Below are 24,637 nucleotides of genomic sequence, written 5' to 3' on the forward strand. Positions count from 1 at the left end.
CCTGTGTCTCAAATGATTGCCACCAGTAAAGTAAAAGCGATTATCGGTACCGGTATTACCGGGCTATCGGTTGCGCGCTTTTTGGCGGCACAACAACAGGCGTTCGTTCTGCTCGATACACGTTTATCGCCACCCAATTTGCAGCAAATCAAAACGGAATTTCCCCATGTCAGTATTGAGTGTGGTGAATTGAATCCACACACCTTATTGGCTTGCGACGAAATAATTATCAGTCCCGGAGTCGCGATTGCAACGCCGGCAATTGAGCAAGCGAGAGCAGCTGGTATTCCGGTTGTTGGCGACATCGAAATTTTTGTGCGTTACGCCAAGGCGTCGATTGTGGCAATTACCGGCTCAAATGCAAAAAGCACGGTTACCACTCTGGTTGGCGAAATGGCCAAGGCGGCTGGAATTAATGTTGCTGTGGGTGGCAATCTCGGTACTCCGGCGTTGGAATTGTTAAACGATAGTGTCGAGTTGTATGTGATGGAACTTTCCAGTTTCCAATTGGAAACTGTGACCAAGCTTAACGCCAAAGTCGCAACTATTTTGAATATCAGTGCTGATCATCTCGATCGTTACGAGAATATGCGCGCTTATATTCTCGCCAAGTTGCGGGTTTATTTTGGTGCGGAACATATTGTTGTTAACCGTAATGACGTGCTGACTCATCCCCCATTGGCTGCAGGTGTCAAACCTATCTACTTTGGTGGCCGTGCCGATTTTGGCAGCTTTGGGTTATTGACTCGCGACGGCATTGAATATTTGGCTAAAAATCTCACGCCATTAATGGCCGCGAGGGAATTAAAAATTCGTGGTCGCCACAACATAGATAATGCCCTTGCTGCGCTCGCGTTGGGTGACGCCGCCGGTATTCCGCTCGATGCCATGCTTGGCACCTTAAAAATCTTTTCCGGTTTGCGTCATCGCTGCGAATTTGTCGCTGAAAAAAATGCGGTGGAATTTTATAACGACTCCAAAGGTACCAACATCGGCGCAACCCTCGCGGCGATTTCGGGTTTGGCGCGCGACCCCCAGCAATTAATTGTGATTTTAGGTGGTGAAGGGAAGGGGCAAGACTTTACAGAATTAACCCCTGCCTTGCGTGCCATTAATAGCCGCCTGGTGCTCATCGGCCGCGACGCCACTGCTATTGAACAGGCTGTAGCCGATGCGGCACCAATAATTCATGCAGATTCAATGCAGGATGCAGTTAACAAAGCTTTTGCATTAGCGCAGCCGGGCGATGCGGTGTTGCTGTCGCCTGCCTGCGCCAGCTTTGACATGTTCAAAAATTACGAAGATCGCGGCGAGAAGTTTTGTCAGGCTGTGCAGGAGTTGTGCTCATCATGATGACCTCTGCCACTTTAACGAAATCAATGCCTTTAAGTCAGCGTATCGATTGGCCATTACTGTGCCTTTGGTTTGCACTTATGTCTATTGGTTTAATTATGGTGGCCTCTGCTTCTGTTTCATTTGCGGCATTAACTTATAACGATGCCTGGTTTTTTGCGAAGCGACACGCGATCTACATGGTGATGGGGGTTTGCTTAGCCGCCTTTGTTGTCTGTGTTCCGATGAGCGTGTGGCAAAAATATTCGGGTCATTTTTTGCTGCTCACTATTTTTCTGTTGGTAATAGTACTTATTCCCGGCATTGGCAAAAAAGTAAACGGAAGTCAGCGCTGGTTCAGTCTGGGTGTTATATCTATTCAGGTATCAGAAATCGCCAAATTTTGTGCGGTAGTTTTTTTCGCCAGTTTTTTTGCGCGTCGCTATCAAGAATTACATTTCGGTTGGCAGGGGTTCCTTAAACCTTTAATGGTTGTCGGCGTATTTGTTGGTTTGCTCTTGCTTGAGCCTGACTTTGGTAGCTCGGTGGTATTAAGTGCAACTGTGTTTGCGATGATGTTTATTGCGGGTGTGCGCATGCTGCACTTTTTATTGCTAATTGTGATTGGTGTCGGCGGGCTGGCGGCGGTTGCCGTCTTGTCGCCCTACCGTATGCAGCGGTTGATTACCTTTCTCGATCCATGGGCGGATCAATTTAATACTGGTTATCAGTTAACGCAATCGCTAATCGGTTTTGGACGCGGAGAATGGTTCGGCTTGGGCCTGGGTAATAGTTTGCAAAAATTATTCTTTTTGCCGGAAGCCCACACTGATTTTATTTTCGCCATTATTGCAGAAGAGTTTGGTTTGATTGGTGCAGTGTTATTACTCGGTTTATTTGCTGCCTTGATCCTGCGAATTTTTAATGTTGCCAAACAAAACCTTGCTGCCGGAAAAATGTTTGCCGCCTTGGCGACATTTGGCATCGCGATTTTGTTTTCATTCCAGGTATTCATCAACATGGGGGTCTCCTCCGGATTATTACCCACAAAAGGTTTAACTCTGCCTTTTATCAGCTATGGCGGCAGTAGCCTGTTAATTTGCTGCGTGCTTATGGCATTTGTGATGCGCGTGCAGTGGGAGTTGGCCGGTTATGTTCCTGAAGTGCCGGAGCCGGCAAAAGTGCCGCGCACTCGCCTGATGGAGGCCAGTGTATGACACAGAAAACGCTGCAGGTTTTGGTAATGGCAGGTGGCACTGGCGGGCATGTATTTCCGGCGCTGGCAGTTGCAGATGAGTTGCGTGCACGCGGTGCGCTGATTAATTGGCTGGGTACAGCGCGCGGTATAGAAACGCGTTTGGTTCCTGCGGCCAATATTCCTCTGCACTTTATTAGTGTTGAAGGTGTGCGTGGCCGTGGAGTGGCAGGTTTACTGAAAGCGCCTTTTTTAATTATTTATGCTGTGTTGCAGTCGTTGCAAATTATGCGACGCATCAAGCCGGATGTAGTTATTGGTTTTGGTGGCTTTGCATCTGGCCCCGGTGGTTTGGCGGCAGTGCTCAGCGGTATTCCTTTAGTAATCCATGAACAAAATGCGGTCGCGGGTACCACTAACCGATTATTGGCAAAAATTGCGCGGCGCATATTGGCCGCATTTCCTGATGCATTTATCGGACGTAGCGAACCGGATGTTCAGGTAGTGGGTAATCCCGTTCGTCAACAAATTCAACAACTGGCATCGCCATCAGTTCGTTACCAGGCGCGTATTGATCAGCAATTACCGCTGCGACTTTTAGTGGTCGGTGGCAGTTTGGGCGCTAAAGCGATTAATGAATTGGTACCGGAAGCGGTCTCGCATCTACCACTCAATGTGCGCCCACAAATTTGGCATCAAACGGGAAAACTTCACGCTGAGGCAACTACTGCCCTGTATATGAAACATCAGGTTAATGCCAAGGTGGATGCCTTTATTGATGATATGGCAGCAGCCTATGCGTGGGCGGATTTGGTGATCTGTCGCGCCGGCGCGCTTACTGTTTCAGAATTAATGATGGCAGGTGTGGCCTCGATTCTGATTCCATTGCCTTCAGCAATTGATGATCACCAGACATTTAATGCCAAAAATTTAACTGACGTGGGTGCAGGTATTGCACTGGTGCAGAAAGATTTAACCGCAGCAAAACTCGCTGCATTACTGTTAACCGAATTAGCTGACCGCAATCACTTAAAGTCGATGGCGGAAAAAGCGCAGCAATTGGCTAAGCCCAATTCCGCATGCGATGTTGCTAATGTTTGTGAGGAGGTCGCCCGTGGATAATTCTGCGCAGAAGTCCATAGGTCAATTTTGTGTACCGGAAATGCGCCGTATTCGTCGTATTCATTTTGTCGGAATTGGTGGTGCCGGTATGAGTGGCATTGCCGAGGTGTTGCTCAATCAAGGATATGAAATTTCCGGTTCGGATATCAAAGCATCAAATGTTACTGAACGGTTAGCGTCCAAGGGCGCCACTATTTATATCGGTCATGCTGCGCAAAATGTTCAGGGCGCTGATGTAGTGGTGAATTCCAGTGCGGTAAATGCCCAAAACCCGGAGGTTCAAGGCGCGCGTGAACTGCGTATTCCGATTGTACGCCGTGCGGAAATGTTGGCTGAATTAATGCGTTATCGCCACGGTATTGCCGTCGCGGGTACCCACGGAAAAACTACCACCACCAGTTTGTTGGCGTCGGTGCTGGCGGCAGCAAAATTGGATCCGACGTTTATTATTGGCGGTTTGGTGAATAGCACCGGTACCAATGCGCAGCTGGGAGCCAGTCGGTATTTGGTTGCCGAAGCGGACGAGAGCGACGCATCATTTTTACACCTGCAACCAATGGTGGCGATTGTTACCAATATCGATGCCGATCATATGGAAACCTATGGCGGTGACTTTTCCAAGTTGAAAAAAACCTTTATCGAGTTTTTGCACAACTTGCCTTTTTATGGACTTGCAGTGCTGTGCGGTGATGATCCGGTTGTGCGCGACATTATTCCTGAAGTGGCGCGCCCGATTCTCACTTACGGCTTTGATGAAAATAGTGACTTCCGTGCAATCAATATTCGTCAGGACAAAATGCATTCCGAGTTTGATGTTGTTCGTCCCGGTCATGAAAAAGCATTGCATATTCGCATCAATATTCCTGGTATCCACAATGTCTTGAATGCAACTGCAGTAATTGCTGTCGCTACCGATGAAGGCATTAGCGATGAAGCTATTCAATTTGGTTTGGAAAACTTCCAAGGTGTTGGTCGACGCTTCCAGGTTTATGGCAATTTCCCTGTAGGTGAAGGTGATGCCATGTTGGTGGATGACTATGGTCATCACCCACGGGAAGTGGCTGCCGTGATTAAGGCGGTACGTGATGGCTGGCCGGATCGCCGTTTAGTAATGATTTATCAGCCGCACCGCTACACGCGCACGCGCGATCTCTATGAAGATTTTGTGGAAGTGCTGTCCACAGTTGATGCATTAATTATGTTGGAAGTGTATAGCGCAGGTGAGGACGCAATTCCTGGCGCTGATAGTCGCCACCTGTGTCGTAGTGTACGTGCACGCGGTGTAATTGAACCCATTTTTGTTGAAACAGTGGATGGTGTTCCTGCAATCGTAAAAGACATAGTGCGCGCTGGCGATATAGTAATTACTCAAGGTGCGGGTAATGTGGGTGTGCTTTCTCCTGAATTAGCAAAACGACAATTGCGTTAGAGGTTATAGAGTCATGCAAGCAGTCAAGTTGCCCATTAGTGAGGCGCTAAAAAAACAAATTGGCCGTGTTGGTGTGTTATACGGCGGTCTTTCCGCTGAGCGCGAAATTTCGCTACAAAGTGGCGCCGCCGTTTTGGCTGCATTGGTTGAGGCAGGAATTGAGCACGTGGCTATCGATGTTGGTCACAACGTTATTGCGGATATCCAGGCTGCAAAAATTGATCGCGCATTTTTAATATTACATGGGCCGGGTGGCGAAGACGGGCGTATTCAAGCGCTGCTGGAGTTTTTAAATATTCCTTATACCGGTAGCGATGTGCAGTCCTCCGCCTTGGCGATGGATAAGTTGCGCACCAAACAACTATGGCGTGGCGTGGACATTAATGGCAAGCAAGGTTTGCCAACGCCAGAATTTGCGGTGCTGAACGAAAACTCTAATTTTGCGCAGGTGCTGGCCAGTTTGGGTGGCGATGTAATGGTGAAGCCGGCCAATGAAGGTTCAAGTATTGGAATGTCGCGCGTCAATACCCCCGCAGATTTGGAGTCCGCGTTTAATAAAGCGGCGCAATATCAGGGCAGTGTGTTGGTAGAGCGATTGATTGTCGGTGGCGAATATACCGTTGCCATTCTCGATGGTGATGCGCTACCACCGATCAAGCTGGAAACAGATCATAGCTTTTACGACTTTAATGCCAAGTATATTGCTGAGGATACTCGCTATCTTTGCCCTTGCGGTTTATCGGCAGAAAAAGAACAGGAATTAAAAGCGCTTGCGCTCAATGCATTTAAAACTGTTGGATGCCGTGGCTGGGGCCGTGTGGATGTAATGGCAGATCACCAGCAAAATTTTTATTTGTTGGAAGTGAATACCGCGCCGGGCATGACCAGCCACAGTTTGGTTCCTATGGCAGCGAAAGCAATTGGTTTGTCATTTGCGGAATTAGTGCTGACAATTTTGCGTGCAAGCGTGAAGGGCAAAGCGTAAATCTATGCGCGATTTTAAGGGTGTTGGTGAACGCATTGAGCCGCGGATTGGCCGTGGTCAACTGGAGGGCGATGCGCCTCCAGTACGCTCCCGGCGTCCAGCAGTTGAGCGACATGAGGCACCTAGCGCGGCAGAACCAACGACGCCAGCCGCGCGAATCATCCGCGATGTGTTGTTGGACTCGCCTGAACCAACAAGTACGCAGAGTGATTTTGCGCGTAGATCAAGCGCACGAGTGGTCCAACGTGAGCAGGGCTATGCAAAAGCATCGCCCCAGGGGGGAAATAAAACGCGTCGCCCGGCTGCGCAACAGCCTAAGTGGAAATGGAATTTCTCCTGGTTGAATCGGAAATTTGCGGTGGTTGTATTTGTATTGGCCTTGGCGATTGGCTTGTATTTAGTGAGCGAACCCTTGGTTAAAGTTTTTGAGCGGCCAATTAAAAGTGTTGTGGTTGAAGGGGAATTCAATTTAATCACCAAAGCACGTGCAACCGAGTTAATTGGCGGTGAGATTGATGGAGATTTTTTGCAATTAAACCTGATGCGTCTCAAGGAGGCATTGTTAACCGATCCCTGGGTAGAAAAGGTTACGCTTAACCGACGTTGGCCCGACACTTTAGTGGTAAAAATTACCGAGCAAAAACCGATTGCGCGTTGGGGCGATGGGTTCTTGAATCAGCGCGGCGAAATTGTCCGTGTTGAAGATGCGACCAAGCTTTCTGGTCTGCCTTGGCTGCAAGGAAACGAGGCGGATGCGATTGAAATTTTGCAGCAGTATCAGGATTTATCCCAGATTTTGCGCTCGCGTGGATTGGAAGTTTTGGCATTAAAGTGTGATAACAAAAAATCCTGGCGATTAACGATAAAAAATCATGTAGAAATCGCACTTGGACGCGATCAAGTGATGGAAAAAATACGTAGATTTGTTACTGTATACGACACAAAACTAAATAGTGTATGGACGGACGTAAAAGCGATTGATCTAAGGTATAGCAACGGTGTTGCAGTGCGTTGGGTTGCTGATTCAGAGATGGCAAAAAAATATATTAAAAGTCAGTCTCAAGTTGGCGTTGCTGTTCCGGCAACAAAGGTTTTACCGCAGATTAATTGATTATGAATATCGCCAGTTGTATTGAAATTGGCTTACTACTGGCAAACGAGGTTCACTGAATGGCACATGTTAGCGACAACAAAATGATTGTAGGCCTGGACATAGGCACGTCCAAGGTTGTAGCTATCGTTGGTGCTATTACCCCCGAAGGTCAATTGGAAATTGTTGGAATAGGTTCTCATCGCTCAACCGGTTTGAAAAAAGGCGTGGTGGTAAATATTGAATCGACAGTTTTGTCTATTCAGCGCGCTATTGAAGAGGCGGAGTTGATGGCCGGCTGTCAGATCCATTCGGTGTATGCCGGTATTGCCGGGAGCCATATTCGCAGCTTGAACTCGCACGGTATTGTGGCGATTCGCGATCGCGAAGTATTTTCCCAGGATCTGGAGCGAGTCATTGATGCAGCTCAAGCGGTTGCAATACCTGCAGATCAAAAAATTCTGCACATTTTGCCGCAAGAATTTTTGATCGATGATCAAGATGGTGTGAAAGAGCCGCTGGGCATGTCTGGCGTGCGCTTGGAAGCTAAAGTGCATTTGGTTACTTGCGCCGTGAATGCCGCACAAAATATTGAAAAATGCATTCGTCGCTGCGGTCTTGAAGTGGAAGACATCATTCTGGAGCAATTGGCTTCTAGTTATTCCGTATTAACTGACGATGAAAAAGAACTAGGTGTCTGTGTTGTTGATATTGGTGGCGGCACCACTGACATAGCGATTTTTAAAGAAGGCGCTATTCGCCACACGGGTGTTATCCCGATTGCGGGTGATCAAGTGACTAATGACATTGCAATGGCATTGCGCACGCCAACACCGAATGCTGAAGAGATCAAAATTAAATATGCCTGCGCATTGGCAAAACTGACCAGTCCGGATGAAACCATCAAAGTGCCAAGTGTGGGCGATCGTCAACCGCGTGATTTGTCGCGTCAGGCACTGGCAGAAGTTGTTGAGCCTCGCTACGACGAATTATTTACCTTGGTGCAAGCTGAGTTACGTCGCAGCGGCTATGAGGACTTATTAGCCGCAGGCATTGTACTGACTGGCGGCACCTCAAAAATGGAAGGTGTTATTGAGTTGGCAGAGGAGATTTTCCACATGCCGGTGCGCTTGGGTGCACCGCAGAACATTCGTGGATTATCCGACATAGTCAACAATCCAATTTATTCCACCGGTGTAGGTCTGTTGATTTACGCCATGAAGCAGCAGCACAACCTAGGGCGTTCTTCGCCTGCTGCCAAAGAGTCGCAAGGTTCACTGCTCAGCAAGATCAAGAAAATTTTCCAAAGCAATTTTTAATGAGTTGTGCATAAACCAAATTATTTTTCACAGATTGAGTCAAGGGAAACAAAGGGGTGTGGCCATGTTTGAATTAGTTGATAACTTGCATCAAAACGCGGTAATCAAAGTGATCGGTGTTGGTGGTGGCGGCGGCAACGCAGTCAAACACATGATTGCCAGCAAAATAGAAGGCGTTGAATTTATTTGTGCCAATACCGATTCGCAAGCATTGAAAGACATTGATGCGCGTACGGTACTGCAACTCGGCAATTCCATGACTAAGGGTCTGGGTGCTGGTGCAAATCCGGAAATTGGTCGTCAGGCAGCGATGGAAGATCGTGAACGTATCGCTGAAGTGCTGCGCGGTGCTGACATGGTATTTATTGCTGCCGGTATGGGTGGTGGCACTGGCACTGGTGCTGCTCCAGTGGTGGCCGAAGTTGCACGTGACTTGGGTATTCTGACTGTCGCTGTAGTGACTAAGCCTTTTCCATTCGAAGGTCGCAAGCGTATGGTGATCGCTGATGCTGGTATTAAAGAGTTGAGTGAACGTGTTGACTCCTTAATCACCATCCCCAATGAGAAATTGTTGTCGGTGTTAGGTAAATCTACCAGCTTGCTCGATGCGTTTAAGGCTGCCAATAACGTATTGCTTGGCGCTGTTCAGGGTATCGCTGACCTGATTATTCGCCCTGGTATGATCAACGTTGACTTTGCAGACGTACGTACTGTGATGTCCGAAATGGGCATGGCAATGATGGGTACGGGTCGTGCAACTGGCGAAAATCGTGCGCGTGAAGCTGCTGAGGCCGCTATTCGTAGTCCTCTGTTGGAGGATGTAAACCTGCAGGGTGCTCGTGGTATTTTGGTAAATATCACCGCTGGTATTGACCTGTCTTTGGGGGAGTACTCCGAAGTTGGCAGCATTATCGAAGAATTTGCGTCGGGTGATGCGACTGTGGTTGTGGGTACAGTAATCGATCCTGAACTCACCAACGAACTGCGCGTTACTGTGGTTGCAACCGGTTTGGGCGTCGCTGTGACAGCGCAGACCAAAGAGGTTAAACCAGCACCAACCAAGGTGGTAGATAACACCCGTCGCGCTGCTCCACCTGCCGATTATGCTGCTTTGGATCGCCCTGCACATCTGCGTGCCAACGCTCATTCATCAAATGCGGCGGCCTTGGCTGCACCATTGGGTGATAAAGAATTGGAATATTTGGATATTCCTGCATTCTTACGTCGGCAGGCAGATTAATTAACGCTTTTACTATAAGGGGTATTGCCAGCTTTAACTGGTTGATAATTCCTTGGGTTGGTAGCATATGTAGCGTTAACAAAAGGTGCATTACTGCCTTTGGTGTCACCTTAACGCAAATTGGAAACTGACCTGGTAGAGGCACGACCGATGATCAAACAGCGAACGCTTAAAAATTCGATCCGCACAACCGGTGTTGGGCTGCATACAGGCGACAAGATTCACCTGACGTTGCTACCCGCGCCTGTTGATAACGGTATTGTATTTCGTCGGGTGGATCTGAATCCGCCTGTCGAGATTAAAGCGACAGCCAAAAACGTTGGAGAGACAACACTTTCTACCTGCCTAATTAAAGATGATGTCAGGGTTTCTACTGTGGAACACTTGATGTCAGCGATGGCTGGCATGGGAATTGATAACGCGATTGTCGAATTAACGGGGCCCGAAATTCCTATCATGGACGGCAGCGCCGGTCCCTTTGTGTTCCTGATTCAATCTGCCGGTGTCCAGGAACAGAATGCCCCGAAAAAATTCGTGCGTATAAAGAAAGAGCTGACGCTGAGGGATGGCGACAAGTTTGCCACATTTATGCCTTTCGATGGCTTCAAAGTGTCCTTTTCCATCGAGTTTGATCATCCAGTCTTCAAAGATCGCAGGCCGCAAACGGAATTGGACTTTTCCAGCTCCAGTTTTGTGCAGGACATAAGCCGGGCGCGTACTTTCGGTTTTATGCATGAAATCGAATATTTGCGATCTAAAGGTCTGGCACGTGGCGGTAGTATGGATAACGCGATTGTTGTTGATCAGTACCGTATCCTTAATGAAGAGGGATTGCGATTTGAAGATGAGTTCGTAAAACATAAAGTTCTGGATGCGATTGGCGATCTGTACATGCTGGGTAACAGTTTGATTTGTGAATACAAGGCGCATAAGTCTGGTCATTCACTCAATAATCGCGCATTGCGGCTGCTCTTGGATAATCCAGATGCGTGGGAAATTGTGACCTTCGATGAGAATCAGGTGGTCCCAATCACTTATATAGAGCCGATTGTTGCTGCCTAGGTATTTTTTACGTCATGTTCAAAATGTGAACATGGCCTAATTTTATGCTTGTTAAATCCTTCCTTTCTGTGCGATATTCCTGTTACGCGTTGTTTTACGCGCACTGCAGGGAGTCTCCGCACCTTTTAATCTCCTCCGTGATTTAAGTGCAGTCCTTTGTTTTGTAAGGATATTTTTATTCAAACAAAACTATGTTAAGCAGGATGCATTGGGTGGCTAATATTTAAATAGTCACCACTTCAGATCATACAAAACTTTTAAGAGTCTGGTGGCTCTGAACGCTGCCTAGTATTTATTATTAATAAAAATTGATTTACAGATGAAGATTATTATCGTCAATAAAAATCACGCACAAGCTCGCAGCTTCACCCTCGGTGGGTGGACTCGCGCGTTTTTGTCTGTGTGTTTATTGGGGATTCCTACTTTTGTAGGCGCCTGGGGCTATAGTTGGTTGGTGTCGGGCGATAACGAGGGCTTTTTTACCGCGGACTCTAAAGCCTGGACGGATATCTTATCGGCGCATGAAAGTGAAATCGAACAAGAACGTGCTGCATCTGAGGCGCAAATCGCCGCCTTAACAAGCAAGATGGCTGAGCTGCAAGCCCGCCTGATGCGTTTGGATGCTCTGGGTGAAAAGCTTACTTCTGCCGCTAATCTTGAGCAGGGTGAATTCGATTTTAGTCAAATTCCCGCTGTAGGCGGCCCCTCTAAAGTAACTCCTAATCAGCTTTATCAAACCCCTGATTTCTTTGCTGCGATAGATCAATTATCTAGCCAGGTTGATAGTCGTGAGCAGCAGCTCAATACCATTGAATCCTTGCTGGCGAATCGTAGCTTACTGGAAGAGACCCTGTTATCGGGAGCTCCTGTCGCCAACGCATGGATGACCTCTCGCTTTGGTTATCGCAAAGATCCATTTACCGGGAAAACTGAATTTCATTCAGGTCTCGATTTTGCCGCGCCCACAGGCAGTAAAGTTAGCAGTGTTGCCGCAGGTATTGTCAATTGGGCTGGTCGCCATCCCGAATATGGCAATATGGTAGAGGTTAAGCATGGTGATGGTTTAGTTACTCGTTATGCTCATAACAAATCCAATCTGGTGAAAGCCGGTGATGTAGTAAAAAAAGGGCAGATTATTGCTCTCTCAGGCTCCACAGGTCGATCAACCGCGCCTCATGTCCATTTTGAGGTGTACAAAAACGGACGTGTTGTTGATCCTGCTTCTTATATTCGTCATACCACTCGTTAGTTATTCCCTCTAGTCGATAGCTGATTCGCTCTTGCTTTAGTCGACGCCTTCCTATTTACTTGCCAGCATTTTCGGGTGTGTCCCGAGCTATTAATAGCGCCAATGTGCTGCGCATTTTTTATTCAGTTTTTCGTTTTATTACGGTATTTATCATGATCGGTAAGTTAATAAAGGCAGTTTTTGGTTCAAAAAATGAGCGCGAATTGAAGCGCATGAATAAAACTGTGGCGCGTATTAATGCCTTTGAACCTGAAATGCAAAAGCTCAGCGATGAGCAATTAAAAGCCAAAACCATTGAGTTTCGTGAGCGTTACAGCAAGGGCGAAACTCTGGACGATTTGTTGCCAGAAGCGTTTGCCACTGTGCGCGAAGCCAGTAAACGTGCATTGGGCATGCGCCATTTCGATGTGCAAATGATTGGTGGCATGACTCTGCACGAAGGACGCATTGCGGAGATGCGTACCGGCGAAGGTAAAACCCTGGTGTCAACACTTCCAAGTTACTTGCATGCATTGGCGGGTAAAGGTGTTCACATTGTTACAGTGAATGATTATCTGGCAAGTCGTGACGCAAACTGGATGATGCCTTTATATGAGTTTCTCGGCATGACCGTTGGTGTTATCCAATCCATGCAGCCTGCGGCAGTTAAACGTGCTGCTTATGCTGCAGACGTTACTTACGGTACTAATAATGAATATGGTTTTGATTATTTACGCGACAATATGGCGCTTAGTAAACGCGATAAAGTTCAGCGCCCGTTAAATTTTGCAGTAATCGACGAAGTTGACTCGATTCTTATCGATGAAGCGCGTACACCTCTCATTATTTCTGGCGCTGCAGAAAATAGTTCAGAACTGTACAAGCGCATGAATCAATTGGTAATGAAACTCAAGCGCCAAATTGATAACGGTGAAGATGGTGAGCGTCGTGTTATCTCTGAGCCAGGAGATTTTACGGTTGATGAGAAATCGCGTCAGGTTGAACTGACGGAAGACGGTCACCAGCGCGTGGAGGATTTGTTGATCCAAGCTGGTTTGTTGCAGCCAGATCAAAATCTTTATGCAGCCAATAATTTAGCATTGTTACATCATGTGAATTCGGCGTTGCGCGCCCATGCATTATTTCATTTGGATGTTGAATACATCGTACAGGAAGGTCAGGTTGTCTTAATCGATGAACACACTGGCCGCACTATGCCTGGTCGTCGGTTATCTGAAGGCTTGCATCAGGCAATTGAAGCCAAAGAAGGTGTTGCGATTCAAAGCGAGAGCCAAACATTGGCATCCACTACCTTCCAAAATTATTTCCGTTTATATCCAACCCTTTCTGGTATGACCGGAACTGCCGATACCGAGGCTTATGAATTTCGTGAAATTTATAGTTTGGATGTAGTCGTTATTCCTACCAATCGTGCAGTACAGCGCTTGGACATGAATGACAAAGTTTTCTTATCGCTGGAAGAAAAATATCTGGCAATCGTGGATGATATTAAAGCGTTTCAATCGAAAAATGCGCCCATTTTAGTGGGAACTGCATCTATTGAAACCTCCGAAGAAATGTCGCGCCGTTTGACCAAAGCAGGTATTAAGCATCAAGTACTCAATGCCAAGTTTCACGCACAGGAAGCTGAAATTATTGCGCAAGCTGGGCGTCCGGGTGCTGTCACTATTGCAACTAACATGGCTGGCCGTGGTACAGATATAGTGTTGGGCGGTCGCTGGGAATCTGACATCGCCAAGCTGGAGAGCCCTAGTCAAGAACAAATCGATGCTATAAAAGCCGATTGGAAGCAGCGCCATGAAACAGTGTTGGCTGCCGGTGGTTTGCATATTATTGGAACTGAGCGCCACGAATCGCGCCGTATCGATAATCAGTTGCGTGGACGTGCCGGTCGTCAGGGTGACCCGGGTTTGACGCGCTTTTATTTATCGCTTGAAGATAATCTGATGCGTATTTTTGCCTCCGAGCGTGTGCGTAACTTTATGCAGGCGCTGGGCATGGAAAAAGGCGAAGCTATTGAGCATCGCATGGTTAACAATGCGATTGAAAAAGCCCAGCGTAAAGTTGAAGGCCGCAACTTTGATATTCGTAAACAGCTGCTGGAGTTCGATGATGTAGCGAATGACCAGCGGCAGATAATTTATCATCAGCGCAACGAGTTATTAGATGCAGAATCTATTCGCGAAACCATTACGGCGATTCGTGAAGAAGTTGTTGAAGATGTGATTAACGGTTTTATTCCGCCTCAATCCATTGAGGACCAGTGGGATGTTGCTGGTTTGGAAAAACAAATTGAAATGGATTTTGGTTTGCATCTCACGATTGCCAAATGGTTAGAAGAGGATACGCGCTTACATGAAGAAACTTTGCGCAAGAAAATTCTCGCCGAAATTCAGGGAGCCTATGATGCCAAGTGCGAGCGCGTTGGCGACATTATGCTGGAAATTGAAAAACAGGTAATGTTGCAGGTGTTGGACAATGCTTGGAAGGATCACTTGGCAACTATGGATCACCTTCGTCAGGGAATTAATTTGCGCTCCTATGCACAAAAAAATCCGAAGCAAGAATATAAGCGCGAATCATTTGAGTTATTCCAAAGTTTGCTGATGACAGTAAAGCGTGAAACTATTTACTTAATGGCACGTGTTGAACCGATCTCTCGCGAACAAATGGAAGAGATGGAAAATCAGCGTCGCGAAGAGTTAGCTCGTCAAAAAATGCAGCTTCGTCACGATGAACTTTCGGCATTGGCTGAACCTGAGCCTCAGCCAACAGCTGTACCGCGCACGCCCTCTCCTGTAGTGCGGGAAGGCCGTAAAGTAGGTCGCAATGATCCTTGTCCATGTGGGTCAGGCAAGAAATTCAAAAGCTGTCATGGTGCCCTTGAGTAAAATCCTTGGGTGTGATGCTCTGTTATATGAATTTTTTTTGAGTAAAAACAATTTTTTGTCGAGTGAAAGTTATGGCTGTTGGTGATTATCCGTTTCCTCAAATGCACCCTGTTCAAGGTGTAAAACTAACTGCAGTGAGTGCCGGCATTAAAAAAGTTGGGCGTCGCGATGTTGTGCTACTGGAGTTGGCAGAGGGCAGTAGTGTTGCGGGGGTCTTCACTAAAAATGCTTTTTGCGCGGCCCCTGTCACTGTCTGTAAGGAGCACTTAGCCAAAGCACCTATTCGGTTTTTGGTTATCAACTCTGGCAATGCAAATGCTTGTACTGGTGAACAAGGCTTAATGGACGCGAAAGCAACTTGCGCTGCCATTGCAGAATTAACGGGTGTTACTCCAGAGCAAGTACTGCCATTTTCTACCGGTGTAATCGGCGAACCTTTACCTGTCCAAAAAATTACAGCGGTAATTCCTGAAGCGCTACAAAAAGTAAATATCAACGGTTGGGATGATGCCGGTGCAGGCATTATGACTACCGATACCCGGCCGAAAGGATTTAGTCAGCAGTTTGAATATCAAGGTAAAACAATTACCGTGAATGGTATTTCCAAAGGTGCTGGCATGATCAAACCCAACATGGCAACCATGCTGGGTTACATCGCAACTGATGCAAAAATTGCACAACCACTATTGCAGACACTTGCACGTGAAGCTGCCGATAAATCATTCAATCGCATTACTATCGATGGCGATACTTCCACTAACGATTCTTGCATTTTAATCGCAACCGGCCAGGTGGATGTCCCGGAAGTGACCGAAGCAACGGGTGAGCTCTATGAAAAGCTGCACGACGTTATTCTGGCCGCGCACATTCATCTCGCTAAAAGTATTGTGAGTGATGGTGAGGGCGCTACCAAGTTTGTCACTGTTGCCGTGAGTGGTGGTGCAAATCGCGATGAGTGCCTGGACGTTGCTTACGCGGTTGCTCACTCACCACTGATTAAAACTGCATTGTTTGCCTCGGATCCCAACTGGGGGCGTATTGTGGCGGCTATTGGTTATGCCGGTGTGCCGGATTTGGATGCAACAAAAGTTCGTGTCCATTTGAATGATACGCTGATTGTTGAGCACGGTGGTCGTGCTAAAAGTTATACAGAGGCGCAAGGGCAGGCAGTGATGAGCCAAGCTGAGATTTCTATTAACATTAATCTGGGGCGTGGTGAAGTTGCAGAAACTGTCTGGACTACTGACTTGTCTTACGAGTATGTGCGCATTAATGCTGATTATCGCTCGTAATGGCAGTTCTAATTCTTGGCTCAACGAATTGTAAATATTGATGGTGAGTAAATTGGTACATGTTGCCGTCGGTGTTATCTGCGATGGTAAGGGTAAGATTCTTATCGCCAAGCGCCCTGATAGTGCGCATCAAGGCGGGCTCTGGGAGTTTCCCGGCGGTAAGGTTGATGCTGGCGAAACTATAGAGCAAGCGCTGGTGCGAGAGTTGCTCGAAGAATTAAATATTGGTGTGCTTGCCAGCGAACCACTGATCCAAATTCGCCATCATTACCCTGACAAGTCTGTACTTTTGGATGTGCATCGCATTACTCGTTTTTCTGGCGTTGCTCGTGGTAACGAGGGGCAGCCAATTGAATGGGTGGATGTTAAGCAACTGAATCAGTTTGAGTTTCCCGCTGCAAATCGCCCCATTATTTCTGCAATCAATCTGCCCTCGACCTACGCGATTACTGGCCCTCTTATCGATGAGCATGGTTTTATTGAGAGAGTGACGGAAGTTCTGGAGACTGGGGTTGGTGTTTTACAGCTACGCATTCCCGGTTTTTCTCTCACTCACCACCAAGATGTATTGAGTGTTGTTGCCGACTTGGCCGCCTTATACAAAGTACCGCTGCAAATAAATGTACCTGTTGATATTTTTAAGCAAATGCAGGATTTGTTTCCGCATATAAAAGCAGGCCTGCATTTAAATCGTCATGAGGCTGCTCAGCTAACCAAGCGCCCGATAGCGGATAACCTATTAATGGGTGTGTCTTGTCATAACGCGCAGGAAATTGAACAGGCTCAAACTATAGGTGCAGATTATTTACTGGTATCGCCTGTAAAAAACACTGCATCCCACCCAGATGTAACGCCACTAGGTTGGGCGCAGTTTTCACGATTGGTAGAGTTGGCAAATGTGCCGGTTTATGCACTGGGTGGTGTTTCTGATAAAGATATTCGTGAAGCTCGCGCTAATGGCGCACAGGGAATAGCGAGTATTAGTGCCTGGTGGTGAGTAGTTAAAATTCACCTTAGTGTTGTGATTCATCTTCTGAATTAATATCCAGATTGTCTCCTGCAATCCGATGGCTTTCACTGGCCCATTCCCCCAAATCAATCAGGCGGCAGCGATCGCTGCAGAAAGGGCGGTGGGGGAATTCATCATTCCAAAGCACTGTTTTTTTACAGGTAGGGCAGGTCAGTTTCAAACTGCTCAAGTCAGTTTTTTGATCGATAGTCGACATAAATACAATTACTGCGCTGAAGTGGTTTCGAGTTGAGCGAGCTCTGAATACAGCTCGTGTAGTTTATCCACTTGCTGATTAAGTTCATCAATGCTCCCATGATTCTGAATAATATCATGCGCGCGCGCGCAGCGTTCCTGACGGCTTAATTGCGTCTCCATAATCGCTTCTATTTTTTGCGCATCGCTGTTATCGCGCAAGCTGGCTCGCTCTATTTGTACCATCTCACTGACATCAACAACCAATATGCGATCCACCATTTCATATTGTTTGGTTTCAAGTAAGAGCGGTGATTCAAGTATGGTGTAAAGGCTGGTTGATGCATTTAACTGGCGACGGATTTCGGCATTTATTAGTGGATGTAACAAGGTTTCGAGCCATTGCTTTTCGGTGGGAGTTTTAAAAATAATATCGCGTAGTTTGCGTCGATTTAAGTTGCCGTCGGTTTCTATAACCTGACTGCCAAAACGTTGTGCAATTGATTGCAGCGCAGGGCTCCCAGGCACCACTACTTCGCGAGCGACGATATCTGCATTAACAACAGTGATCCGGTGCATTGCAAAGCGTTTACTTGCTTGCGATTTGCCGCTGCCAATACCGCCAGTAAGCCCAACAATCATTTTACTGAGCCCCTTGATACAGTTTCTTAGTTAGTGACAAATAACTTCAAATAAGTTTGATTGATGGTGTCTCCCCATATGAATGCAATCCAGCCTGCAATAGCAAGGTAGGGGCCAAAGGGAATTGGAATATTTTTATCGCGTCCACGCATTATTATCATCGCGATGCCAATTACTGCACCTACCAACGATGACAGTAAAATAATTTGCGGCAGCAGTTGCCAGCCCATCCACGCGCCCAGTGCAGCCAGCAATTTGAAATCCCCGAAACCCATTCCTTCTTTTCCGGTCACCAGCTTGAAGGTCTGGTATACCAGCCACAGAGACATATAACCTGCAATTGCCCCCCACAATGCGTTGGGTAAATCGGTAAATACACCAAAGCTATTAACAATCAAGCCCAGCCACAGCAATGGCAAGGTTATATCGTCGGGCAACAAATAGGTGTCTATATCAATCATGGTCAACGCGATGAGTGACCAAGTGAGTATTAGCGCGGCTAGCCCATTCCAGTTAATACCAAAATAGCCAATAGCAATTACCGAGAGAACACCGGTAATAATTTCAATAATTGGGTAGCGAATAGAAATCGCTGTTTTGCATCTGGAACACTTACCACCAAGGCATAAATAACTAATAACAGGAATATTTTCCCATGCGCGAATTTTATGCCCGCAGCCAGGGCAACGCGATGCAGGAACCATTAAATTGAATGGTTCCTGCTTTTCGTCTTGTGAAGGAAGTGCGGCTATATTGCCATCACTGGCAAGAAAATCTTTGCATTGGTTTTGCCAGTCGCGCTCCATCATTTTTGGTAGGCGATAAATAACAACATTTAGAAAACTACCAACTAGTAAACCTAGGACTAAAGCGCAAGCCATACCCAAAATTGGGTAGGCTTGCAGAGCAGAAAAAAGAGTCACGTTTATACAACCGCACCGAGTTGGAAGATTGGAAGGTACATGGCGATCATCAAACCGCCAACTAGTACACCTAGAACCGACATAATTATTGGCTCTAATAATGAGGTTAAACTATCCACCATATTATCTACGGCTTCTTCGTAATAAACGGCGACTTTATCCAGCATCGCATCAAGAGCGCCCGATTCTTCACCAATTGCAGACATTTGAATTAAAAGGGTTGGAAATATGCCGCGTGCTTTTAACGCTGTGTTTAATTGTATCCCCGTTGATACATCCTCTCTGACCCTAATAATTCCTTCACTGTAAATCCTATTTCCTGCTGCACCTGCGACGGAAGTTAGTGCGTCAATAAGCGGAACACCGGCAGCAAAAGTTGTCGCCAGTGTACGTGCAAACCGTGCCATTACTGATAAGTAAATAATTTGTCCAATAATCGGAAGTTTCAGAATATATTTATCTACAGCGTAGGCCAGTGCAGGAGACCGTTGTACGGCAAGTTTAAAACCAAAAACACTAGCAATCATTGCGACTAAAATAATGAACCAATAGGCTTGAGCTAATTCTGAAAGATGTAGTACAAATAGAGTGAATGCAGGTAGTTCGGCTCCGAAGCTACTAAATGTTTCTGCAAATTGAGGTACGACTTTTACAAGTAATATGCCAGTTACCACTACGGCAACAACAACAACGGCAATAGGATAGGTCATGGCTTTTTTGATTTTTGCTTTGAGTGCTTCCGTTTTTTCTTTATAGGTTGCAATCCTATCAAGCATGGTTTCCAGTGCGCCTGATTGCTCGCCTGCGTCAACCAAATTACAGAAAAGGTCATCAAAATATTTTGGATGTTCTCTCAAAGAGTTAGCGAAACCACCACCGGCTGCAACACTGTCTCTGATTTGCAGCACCAGCTTTTTTAAATTCGGATTTTCCAGTCCGTCTGCGACAATATCAAAAGCTTGGACTAGCGGTACGCCAGCTTTCATCATGGTCGCCATTTGGCGAGAAAAAACAGCAATATCTGCAGGTTTGATTGCTTTACCGCTGGAACCAAACAATGGTTTAGCTTTTTTGGAAACTGATTTGGCAGTAATTCCCTGCTTGGCGAGTAGTGTTCTCACAATAGTAGGGCTGCCGCCATTCATTTCGCCCTGGATTTTATTGCCTTTTTTATCAACACCTTTATAGACGTAGGTGTTGGTAGTGGCTATTTGTTTGGGTTTGGCTGCTACTTTGCTTTTACTTGTGCTGGCCGATTTTGTTGTCGTAGTTAATGCCATGGATTAATCCTTGGTGACTCGGTTGGCCTCTTCGAGGCTGGTTAGTCCCATTGCAACTTTGCGCAATGCAGATACCCGTAAATTATTAAAACCCGCTTCTTTGGCGGCGCGTGCAATTTGCAGTGAATTGCCGCCTTCCATTATAAGGTTGGCAATTGTTGGGGTGATGCGAACCACTTCATATACCCCCACGCGCCCTTTATAACCGTTATTGCACTTCTCGCAGCCGCCGGGGTGAAACAATTGAAATTCCGCCCGAGGAATCCCAATTTCATCAAAACCTTCTTGGGTAAGGATGTCGGCAGGAATATCGATTGCTGGCTTTTTGCAGGCACTACACAGTCTGCGCGCCAGCCGCTGAGCAATAATCAAACTCACACTGGTTGCTACGTTAAATGCAGGTACACCCATATTCAACAAGCGCGTCAAGGTTTCCGGCGCAGAGTTGGTGTGCAGGGTAGATAAAACCAAGTGACCTGTTTGTGAGGCTTTAATTGCAATTTCAGCGGTTTCAAGGTCGCGAATTTCCCCTACCATAATCACGTCAGGATCCTGACGCAAGAAGGAGCGTAGTGCTTCAGCAAATGTAAGGCCTACGCGCGAGTTCATCTGAACCTGGTTAATACCTTCAAGGTTAATCTCCACTGGATCTTCTGCAGTAGAAATATTCACTTCGCTGGTATTCAAAATATTTAAACCGGTATAGAGCGACACGGTTTTACCACTACCCGTTGGGCCTGTTACCAGAATCATGCCCTGCGATTGAGATAGTGCATCCATATAGAGTTTTTTCTGCTCGTCTTCATAACCTAATGCATCAATCCCCAATTTGGCGGAGCTGGGATCGAGAATACGCAATACAATTTTCTCGCCGAACAAGGTGGGCAGGGTATTTACCCGGAAGTCGATAGCGCGAGTTTTGGAAACTTTTAATTTTATGCGGCCGTCTTGTGGCAAGCGACGTTCAGAAATATCCATTTGCGACATTACTTTCAGCCGCGCTGCCATACGAAATGCAAGGTTTACCGGCGGGCGAGACACCTCGTGTAAAACACCATCGGTACGAAAGCGGATGCGGTAGCTTTTTTCATAGGGTTCAAAGTGAATATCAGAGGCACCGCCTTTAATTGCATCCAATAAAACTTTATTGATGTATTTAACAATAGGAGCTTCATCGGTCTCACTGGTGTCATCATGTGTTGCCGTGTCGCTAACGGCCTGAACATCCAATTCGTCCATATCGTCATCAAGGCCACCTAATGCATCACCAAGTGATTCCTCTTGCGAGTTTAGGTATTTATCAATAGCAATCTGAAGTTTGTCTGCCTCCACTAGGACAGCTTCAGTATTAATCCCTGTATTGAATTTAATTTCATCCAGTGCATGCAAATCGGTAGGGTCGGTGACAGCAAGAAAAAGGCGGTTTCCGCGGCGCGCAATAGGTAAAGTGTGGTGTTTGCGGATCAGTTTATCGTCAACTAGTTTTTGCGGAATCATCTCCTTGTTAAGCGCGTTTAAATCGAAAACAGGTGATCCGAACTCTTCAGATGCAATCAACGCCAGTGTGCGCGCATCCACTATGCCATTGGCAACCAAGTGTTGTGCGAAGGGAATTTTATCTTTCTTTGCTTGCGCGACGGCTTTTGTTGCCAGCTCAATCTCTAAAATGCTGTCGGCGACAAGTCTGCGAGCCAGTCCATTTAATGACACAGGTGTTGGATTATTCATCTGTTATGCCATAGGTTACGAGTGTTATAAATAAAACGATTATTTGTGCCAATACTACCTCAACTCTAGCAGCTAACAACCCGCAGGCCTAACCTAACTCGCCAAATTAGCTAATGTTTTTCTATGGGTGACAAAAAATGTCAATTAATGCCTGTTTGTGGAGTGGGCTGGTCTTCAAACCATCAGGAAAAAGTTGCTTTCTGTGATTAATGTCTCGCAATATTGCGTTTTTCGTGTCTTGTAGTCGGTTGGCACAGCTGTTGCTAAACTCATTCTGTGTGTTGTTTAAAAATCAATAATCCTCCGGAGTTTAATTATGAAAAAAGCAATCCAGAAAGGTTTCACCTTGATCGAACTGATGATCGTTGTAGCTATTATCGGTATTTTGGCTGCAGTAGCTCTGCCTGCGTATCAGGATTACACCGTTCGTGCGCGTGTGACTGAAGGTGTTGGTTTGGCGGGTAGTGCCAAACAATTGATCGGTACTGATGCAAATACTACTGCTGAGTTGACTGCTCTGGCTAATACTTACAATGCGCAAGTTAATGGTAACGGTGCGTCAAGTAAATATGTAACTAGTGTGCAGATCACGCCGGCTTCAGGTGTGGTTACAGTTTTGTTTAATCCTGCGAACGTTGGTGGTTTCCAAGCCGGTAGTGATACGTTGGTATACACTCCTTATGTAACTAACAATGCGGGTGCTGTTGTTCTTTTGGCTGCTGCTTTGGCAGCAACCGAATCTGGTCCGATAGATTGGGCTTGTGCGTCAGATTCAAATGCTGTTGCTACGGCGCGTGGATTCGCCAACGTGTCGCCAGGTACTCTGCCTGCTCGTTTTGCGCCAAGCGAATGTCGTTAATTTTAATAGTTGCATGTTCACAAAAAAGGCGCTTAGGCGCCTTTTTTGTTTTTTCTTTTTGGTGGGGGTTCTGGTATGTGGGTAGCTAAATGTGTTGCTGCGGCTAAACACAGTTTGGTAACACTGGTGTGTGCTATCGTGACCTATATTCTGGTCTTTTATGTTTGGTATCCCGATGTGTTTGCGCGGCTTATGCCGGGGACAAAATTATTTTTGCTGGTGTTGTGTGTAGAGGTGGTGCTGGGGCCTTGCATATCCTTGGTAATTTTTAATCCGGCCAAGTCCAGGCGTGAGTTAGTTGTTGATTATTTAGTTGTCGGTTCCATTCAGCTTGGTGCTTTGGTCTATGGCGTTTTGAGTGTTGTTGATTCACGCCCTGTTTATGTTGTTTTTGTTAAAGACCGCTTGGAAATTGTTTCTGCTGCTGAGCTGGATAAGTCTGATTTGCTGGAGGCATCTTCACAGCAATTTTCTGAAATACCATGGTCTGGTCTAAGATTTATTTGTGTTCGTGAGCCGCGTGATACGGCAGAAAAAGAGCGGCTGTTATTCGATGAAATACCGTCAGGAAAGGATGTTCAGCATTTGCCTCGTTTCTATCGCGAATGTGATAAAAACGAGCTTTCGCAGCGTGCCTTTGCAATATCAAAGCTTAAATCTATTGCTGCGATGAGAGACATGGATGCGGTTAGCTCTGAGCTCATGAAGCTTGATGATAATAAAATCTGGCTACCTATAATGGGCAAAATGGGTGTTTGGGTGGCAATTTTTGATCGGTTATCCTCAGCGCCTATTCGCTACATTCAATTTGATCCTTTTTAATAAGCTGACGATTTTGGTCATAAATGTATTTTTTGTGCCTCAGCAATCAGCATTAATGTGGATAAGTATTTAAAAAGCTATGTTTTTGCTCATTTTTATTTTTGGTTTGCAATTTGCAACGGGGGAGTTTGTTCTCTTTTTGTAACTTGCAATGGTGGGCGATGATGAAACGTAATTACGGCTTTACTCTTATTGAATTGATGATTGTGGTTGCAATCATTGGTATTTTGGCTGCGGTAGCTCTACCTGCATATCAGGATTACACTATCCGAGCTCGCGTTGTAGAGGGGGTCAATCTTGCTTCTGGCGCAAAACAAATTATTGCCACTAGTGTTAATACTGGCGCAGAGTTGGTTGCAACAGCAGGTACTTGGAATGCACAGGTTAATGGTGTTGGTGCTTCTAGTAAGTATGTTGAGCGAGTATTAATAAATGCAGCAACGGGCGAAGTTATTGTGGAGTTCGACGAAACTAATTTGGGTTCTATTGCAGATCTTAGCACCTTAGTTTATAGCCCTTACATACAAACGGATTCTGGCCCAATTAGCTTGGTTGCCGCGATTGCTGCTGGTGTATCCGGTCCTATAGATTGGGGTTGCGCTTCAGCAACTAATGAGGTCTCTGCATCACGTAGTTTATCTGCTACTACTTTGGGAACCTTATTACCGCAATTCGCTCCGAGTGAGTGTCGATAATTTGTATCAACTATTGAGCGTGGGGGCGGTATTTGCCATGTCCCCCAAGCTTGCTCTTGCAATCTTGGTCTCTCGATAAATGTTTTGTTGCTACTGTCTTTCCGCAATCCTCATCGGAAAATCCACCGCCCTGCAATGTTTCGTTAGGTCACCAATCGAAATAAAATCCACTCCGGTTTCGGTAGTAGGCACCAATGTTTGTTCGTTAATATTGCCTGCTGCTTCCAGTTTCGCTCTTTCTGCATTAATGGCGACGGCTTTTGTCACATTATTTGGTA

General features: G+C 46.3%; 22 protein-coding genes. 16 read left to right on the plus strand and 6 right to left on the minus strand.

The window, feature by feature from the left end; translation table 11 throughout:
* Positions 1–12 precede the first annotated feature (12 nt).
* The 13 genes from murD (at position 13) to NNX04_RS18515 (ending at position 17,203) form a co-directional block, all read left to right on the plus strand.
* Positions 13–1,353 (plus strand): UDP-N-acetylmuramoyl-L-alanine--D-glutamate ligase, encoded by a 1,341-nt coding sequence (gene murD / locus NNX04_RS18455; RefSeq protein ID WP_261948417.1) that lies wholly within the window; start codon positions 13–15, stop codon positions 1,351–1,353.
* Positions 1,353–2,549 carry a putative lipid II flippase FtsW gene (gene ftsW, locus NNX04_RS18460; protein ID WP_151059334.1) on the plus strand — a complete coding sequence of 399 codons (1,197 nt, stop codon included), beginning with the start codon at positions 1,353–1,355 and terminating at the stop codon, positions 2,547–2,549. Before murD ends, ftsW begins: the two co-directional genes overlap by 1 nt.
* Positions 2,546–3,649 (plus strand): undecaprenyldiphospho-muramoylpentapeptide beta-N-acetylglucosaminyltransferase, encoded by a 1,104-nt coding sequence (murG, locus tag NNX04_RS18465; RefSeq protein ID WP_261946748.1) that lies wholly within the window; start codon positions 2,546–2,548, stop codon positions 3,647–3,649. The genes ftsW and murG overlap by 4 nt, the downstream gene beginning before the upstream one ends.
* Before the next feature lie 40 nt (positions 3,650–3,689).
* A complete protein-coding gene (gene murC / locus NNX04_RS18470; RefSeq protein WP_261948418.1) occupies positions 3,690–5,078 on the plus strand; it encodes a UDP-N-acetylmuramate--L-alanine ligase in 1,389 nt (462 codons plus the stop codon).
* 13 nt (positions 5,079–5,091) lie between these two features.
* Positions 5,092–6,063 (plus strand): D-alanine--D-alanine ligase, encoded by a 972-nt coding sequence (locus NNX04_RS18475; RefSeq protein WP_261946749.1) that lies wholly within the window; start codon positions 5,092–5,094, stop codon positions 6,061–6,063.
* 4 nt (positions 6,064–6,067) lie between these two features.
* Positions 6,068–7,174 (plus strand): cell division protein FtsQ/DivIB, encoded by a 1,107-nt coding sequence (locus tag NNX04_RS18480; RefSeq protein ID WP_151056305.1) that lies wholly within the window; start codon positions 6,068–6,070, stop codon positions 7,172–7,174.
* Between the two features lie 59 nt (positions 7,175–7,233).
* Complete coding sequence (gene ftsA / locus NNX04_RS18485; RefSeq protein ID WP_007645732.1) at positions 7,234–8,472, plus strand: cell division protein FtsA; 1,239 nt, start codon at positions 7,234–7,236, stop codon at positions 8,470–8,472.
* A gap of 64 nt (positions 8,473–8,536) precedes the next feature.
* Entirely contained in the window at positions 8,537–9,712 is a 1,176-nt protein-coding gene (gene ftsZ / locus NNX04_RS18490) for a cell division protein FtsZ (protein WP_040393602.1), read from the plus strand.
* A gap of 150 nt (positions 9,713–9,862) precedes the next feature.
* A complete protein-coding gene (gene lpxC / locus NNX04_RS18495) occupies positions 9,863–10,774 on the plus strand; it encodes a UDP-3-O-acyl-N-acetylglucosamine deacetylase (protein ID WP_261946750.1) in 912 nt (303 codons plus the stop codon).
* 319 nt (positions 10,775–11,093) lie between these two features.
* Positions 11,094–12,023, plus strand: a complete 930-nt coding sequence (locus tag NNX04_RS18500; RefSeq protein ID WP_007645739.1) for a M23 family metallopeptidase — start codon at positions 11,094–11,096, stop codon at positions 12,021–12,023.
* Between the two features lie 152 nt (positions 12,024–12,175).
* Positions 12,176–14,914, plus strand: a complete 2,739-nt coding sequence (gene secA / locus NNX04_RS18505) for a preprotein translocase subunit SecA (RefSeq protein WP_261948419.1) — start codon at positions 12,176–12,178, stop codon at positions 14,912–14,914.
* A 71-nt stretch (positions 14,915–14,985) separates the two neighbouring features.
* On the plus strand, positions 14,986–16,206 hold the full coding sequence (gene argJ, locus NNX04_RS18510; protein ID WP_261946751.1) for a bifunctional glutamate N-acetyltransferase/amino-acid acetyltransferase ArgJ: 1,221 nt from the start codon (positions 14,986–14,988) through the stop codon (positions 16,204–16,206).
* Between the two features lie 40 nt (positions 16,207–16,246).
* Complete coding sequence (locus NNX04_RS18515) at positions 16,247–17,203, plus strand: Nudix family hydrolase (RefSeq protein ID WP_261946752.1); 957 nt, start codon at positions 16,247–16,249, stop codon at positions 17,201–17,203.
* A 16-nt stretch (positions 17,204–17,219) separates the two neighbouring features.
* Here NNX04_RS18515 and yacG read toward each other — a convergent pair whose 3' ends face one another.
* Genes yacG through pilB form a run of 5 tightly spaced genes read right to left on the minus strand, consistent with a single transcriptional unit; the run spans position 17,220 to position 21,983 of the window.
* A complete protein-coding gene (yacG, locus tag NNX04_RS18520) occupies positions 17,220–17,432 on the minus strand; it encodes a DNA gyrase inhibitor YacG (RefSeq protein ID WP_151056315.1) in 213 nt (70 codons plus the stop codon).
* 8 nt (positions 17,433–17,440) lie between these two features.
* Positions 17,441–18,052, minus strand: coding sequence for a dephospho-CoA kinase (gene coaE, locus NNX04_RS18525; RefSeq protein ID WP_261946753.1), 612 nt, complete (start codon positions 18,050–18,052; stop codon positions 17,441–17,443).
* 26 nt (positions 18,053–18,078) lie between these two features.
* The gene (locus NNX04_RS18530) at positions 18,079–18,975 is read right to left on the minus strand and encodes a prepilin peptidase (protein ID WP_410004066.1); all 897 of its coding nucleotides are present in this window, start codon (positions 18,973–18,975) and stop codon (positions 18,079–18,081) included.
* A gap of 2 nt (positions 18,976–18,977) precedes the next feature.
* Positions 18,978–20,255: a type II secretion system F family protein gene (locus NNX04_RS18535; RefSeq protein WP_261946754.1), complete on the minus strand. Its 1,278-nt coding sequence runs from the start codon at positions 20,253–20,255 to the stop codon at positions 18,978–18,980.
* A gap of 3 nt (positions 20,256–20,258) precedes the next feature.
* The gene (pilB, locus tag NNX04_RS18540) at positions 20,259–21,983 is read right to left on the minus strand and encodes a type IV-A pilus assembly ATPase PilB (RefSeq protein ID WP_261946755.1); all 1,725 of its coding nucleotides are present in this window, start codon (positions 21,981–21,983) and stop codon (positions 20,259–20,261) included.
* A 316-nt stretch (positions 21,984–22,299) separates the two neighbouring features.
* Between pilB and NNX04_RS18550 the strand changes: the two genes are divergently transcribed.
* The 3 genes from NNX04_RS18550 (at position 22,300) to NNX04_RS18565 (ending at position 24,359) form a co-directional block, all read left to right on the plus strand.
* A complete protein-coding gene (locus NNX04_RS18550) occupies positions 22,300–22,842 on the plus strand; it encodes a pilin (protein WP_315973062.1) in 543 nt (180 codons plus the stop codon).
* Positions 22,843–22,917: 75 nt separating this feature from the next.
* Positions 22,918–23,664, plus strand: a complete 747-nt coding sequence (tfpZ, locus tag NNX04_RS18555; RefSeq protein WP_261946756.1) for a TfpX/TfpZ family type IV pilin accessory protein — start codon at positions 22,918–22,920, stop codon at positions 23,662–23,664.
* A 161-nt stretch (positions 23,665–23,825) separates the two neighbouring features.
* On the plus strand, positions 23,826–24,359 hold the full coding sequence (locus NNX04_RS18565; protein ID WP_315973063.1) for a pilin: 534 nt from the start codon (positions 23,826–23,828) through the stop codon (positions 24,357–24,359).
* 90 nt (positions 24,360–24,449) lie between these two features.
* On the opposite strand, the gene NNX04_RS18570 is transcribed toward NNX04_RS18565, so the two are convergent.
* Positions 24,450–24,626 carry a hypothetical protein gene (locus NNX04_RS18570; protein ID WP_315973064.1) on the minus strand — a complete coding sequence of 59 codons (177 nt, stop codon included), beginning with the start codon at positions 24,624–24,626 and terminating at the stop codon, positions 24,450–24,452.
* Positions 24,627–24,637 lie beyond the last annotated feature (11 nt).

The sequence above is a fragment of the Cellvibrio sp. QJXJ genome, assembly GCF_024452345.1.
Lineage (GTDB): Bacteria > Pseudomonadota > Gammaproteobacteria > Pseudomonadales > Cellvibrionaceae > Cellvibrio.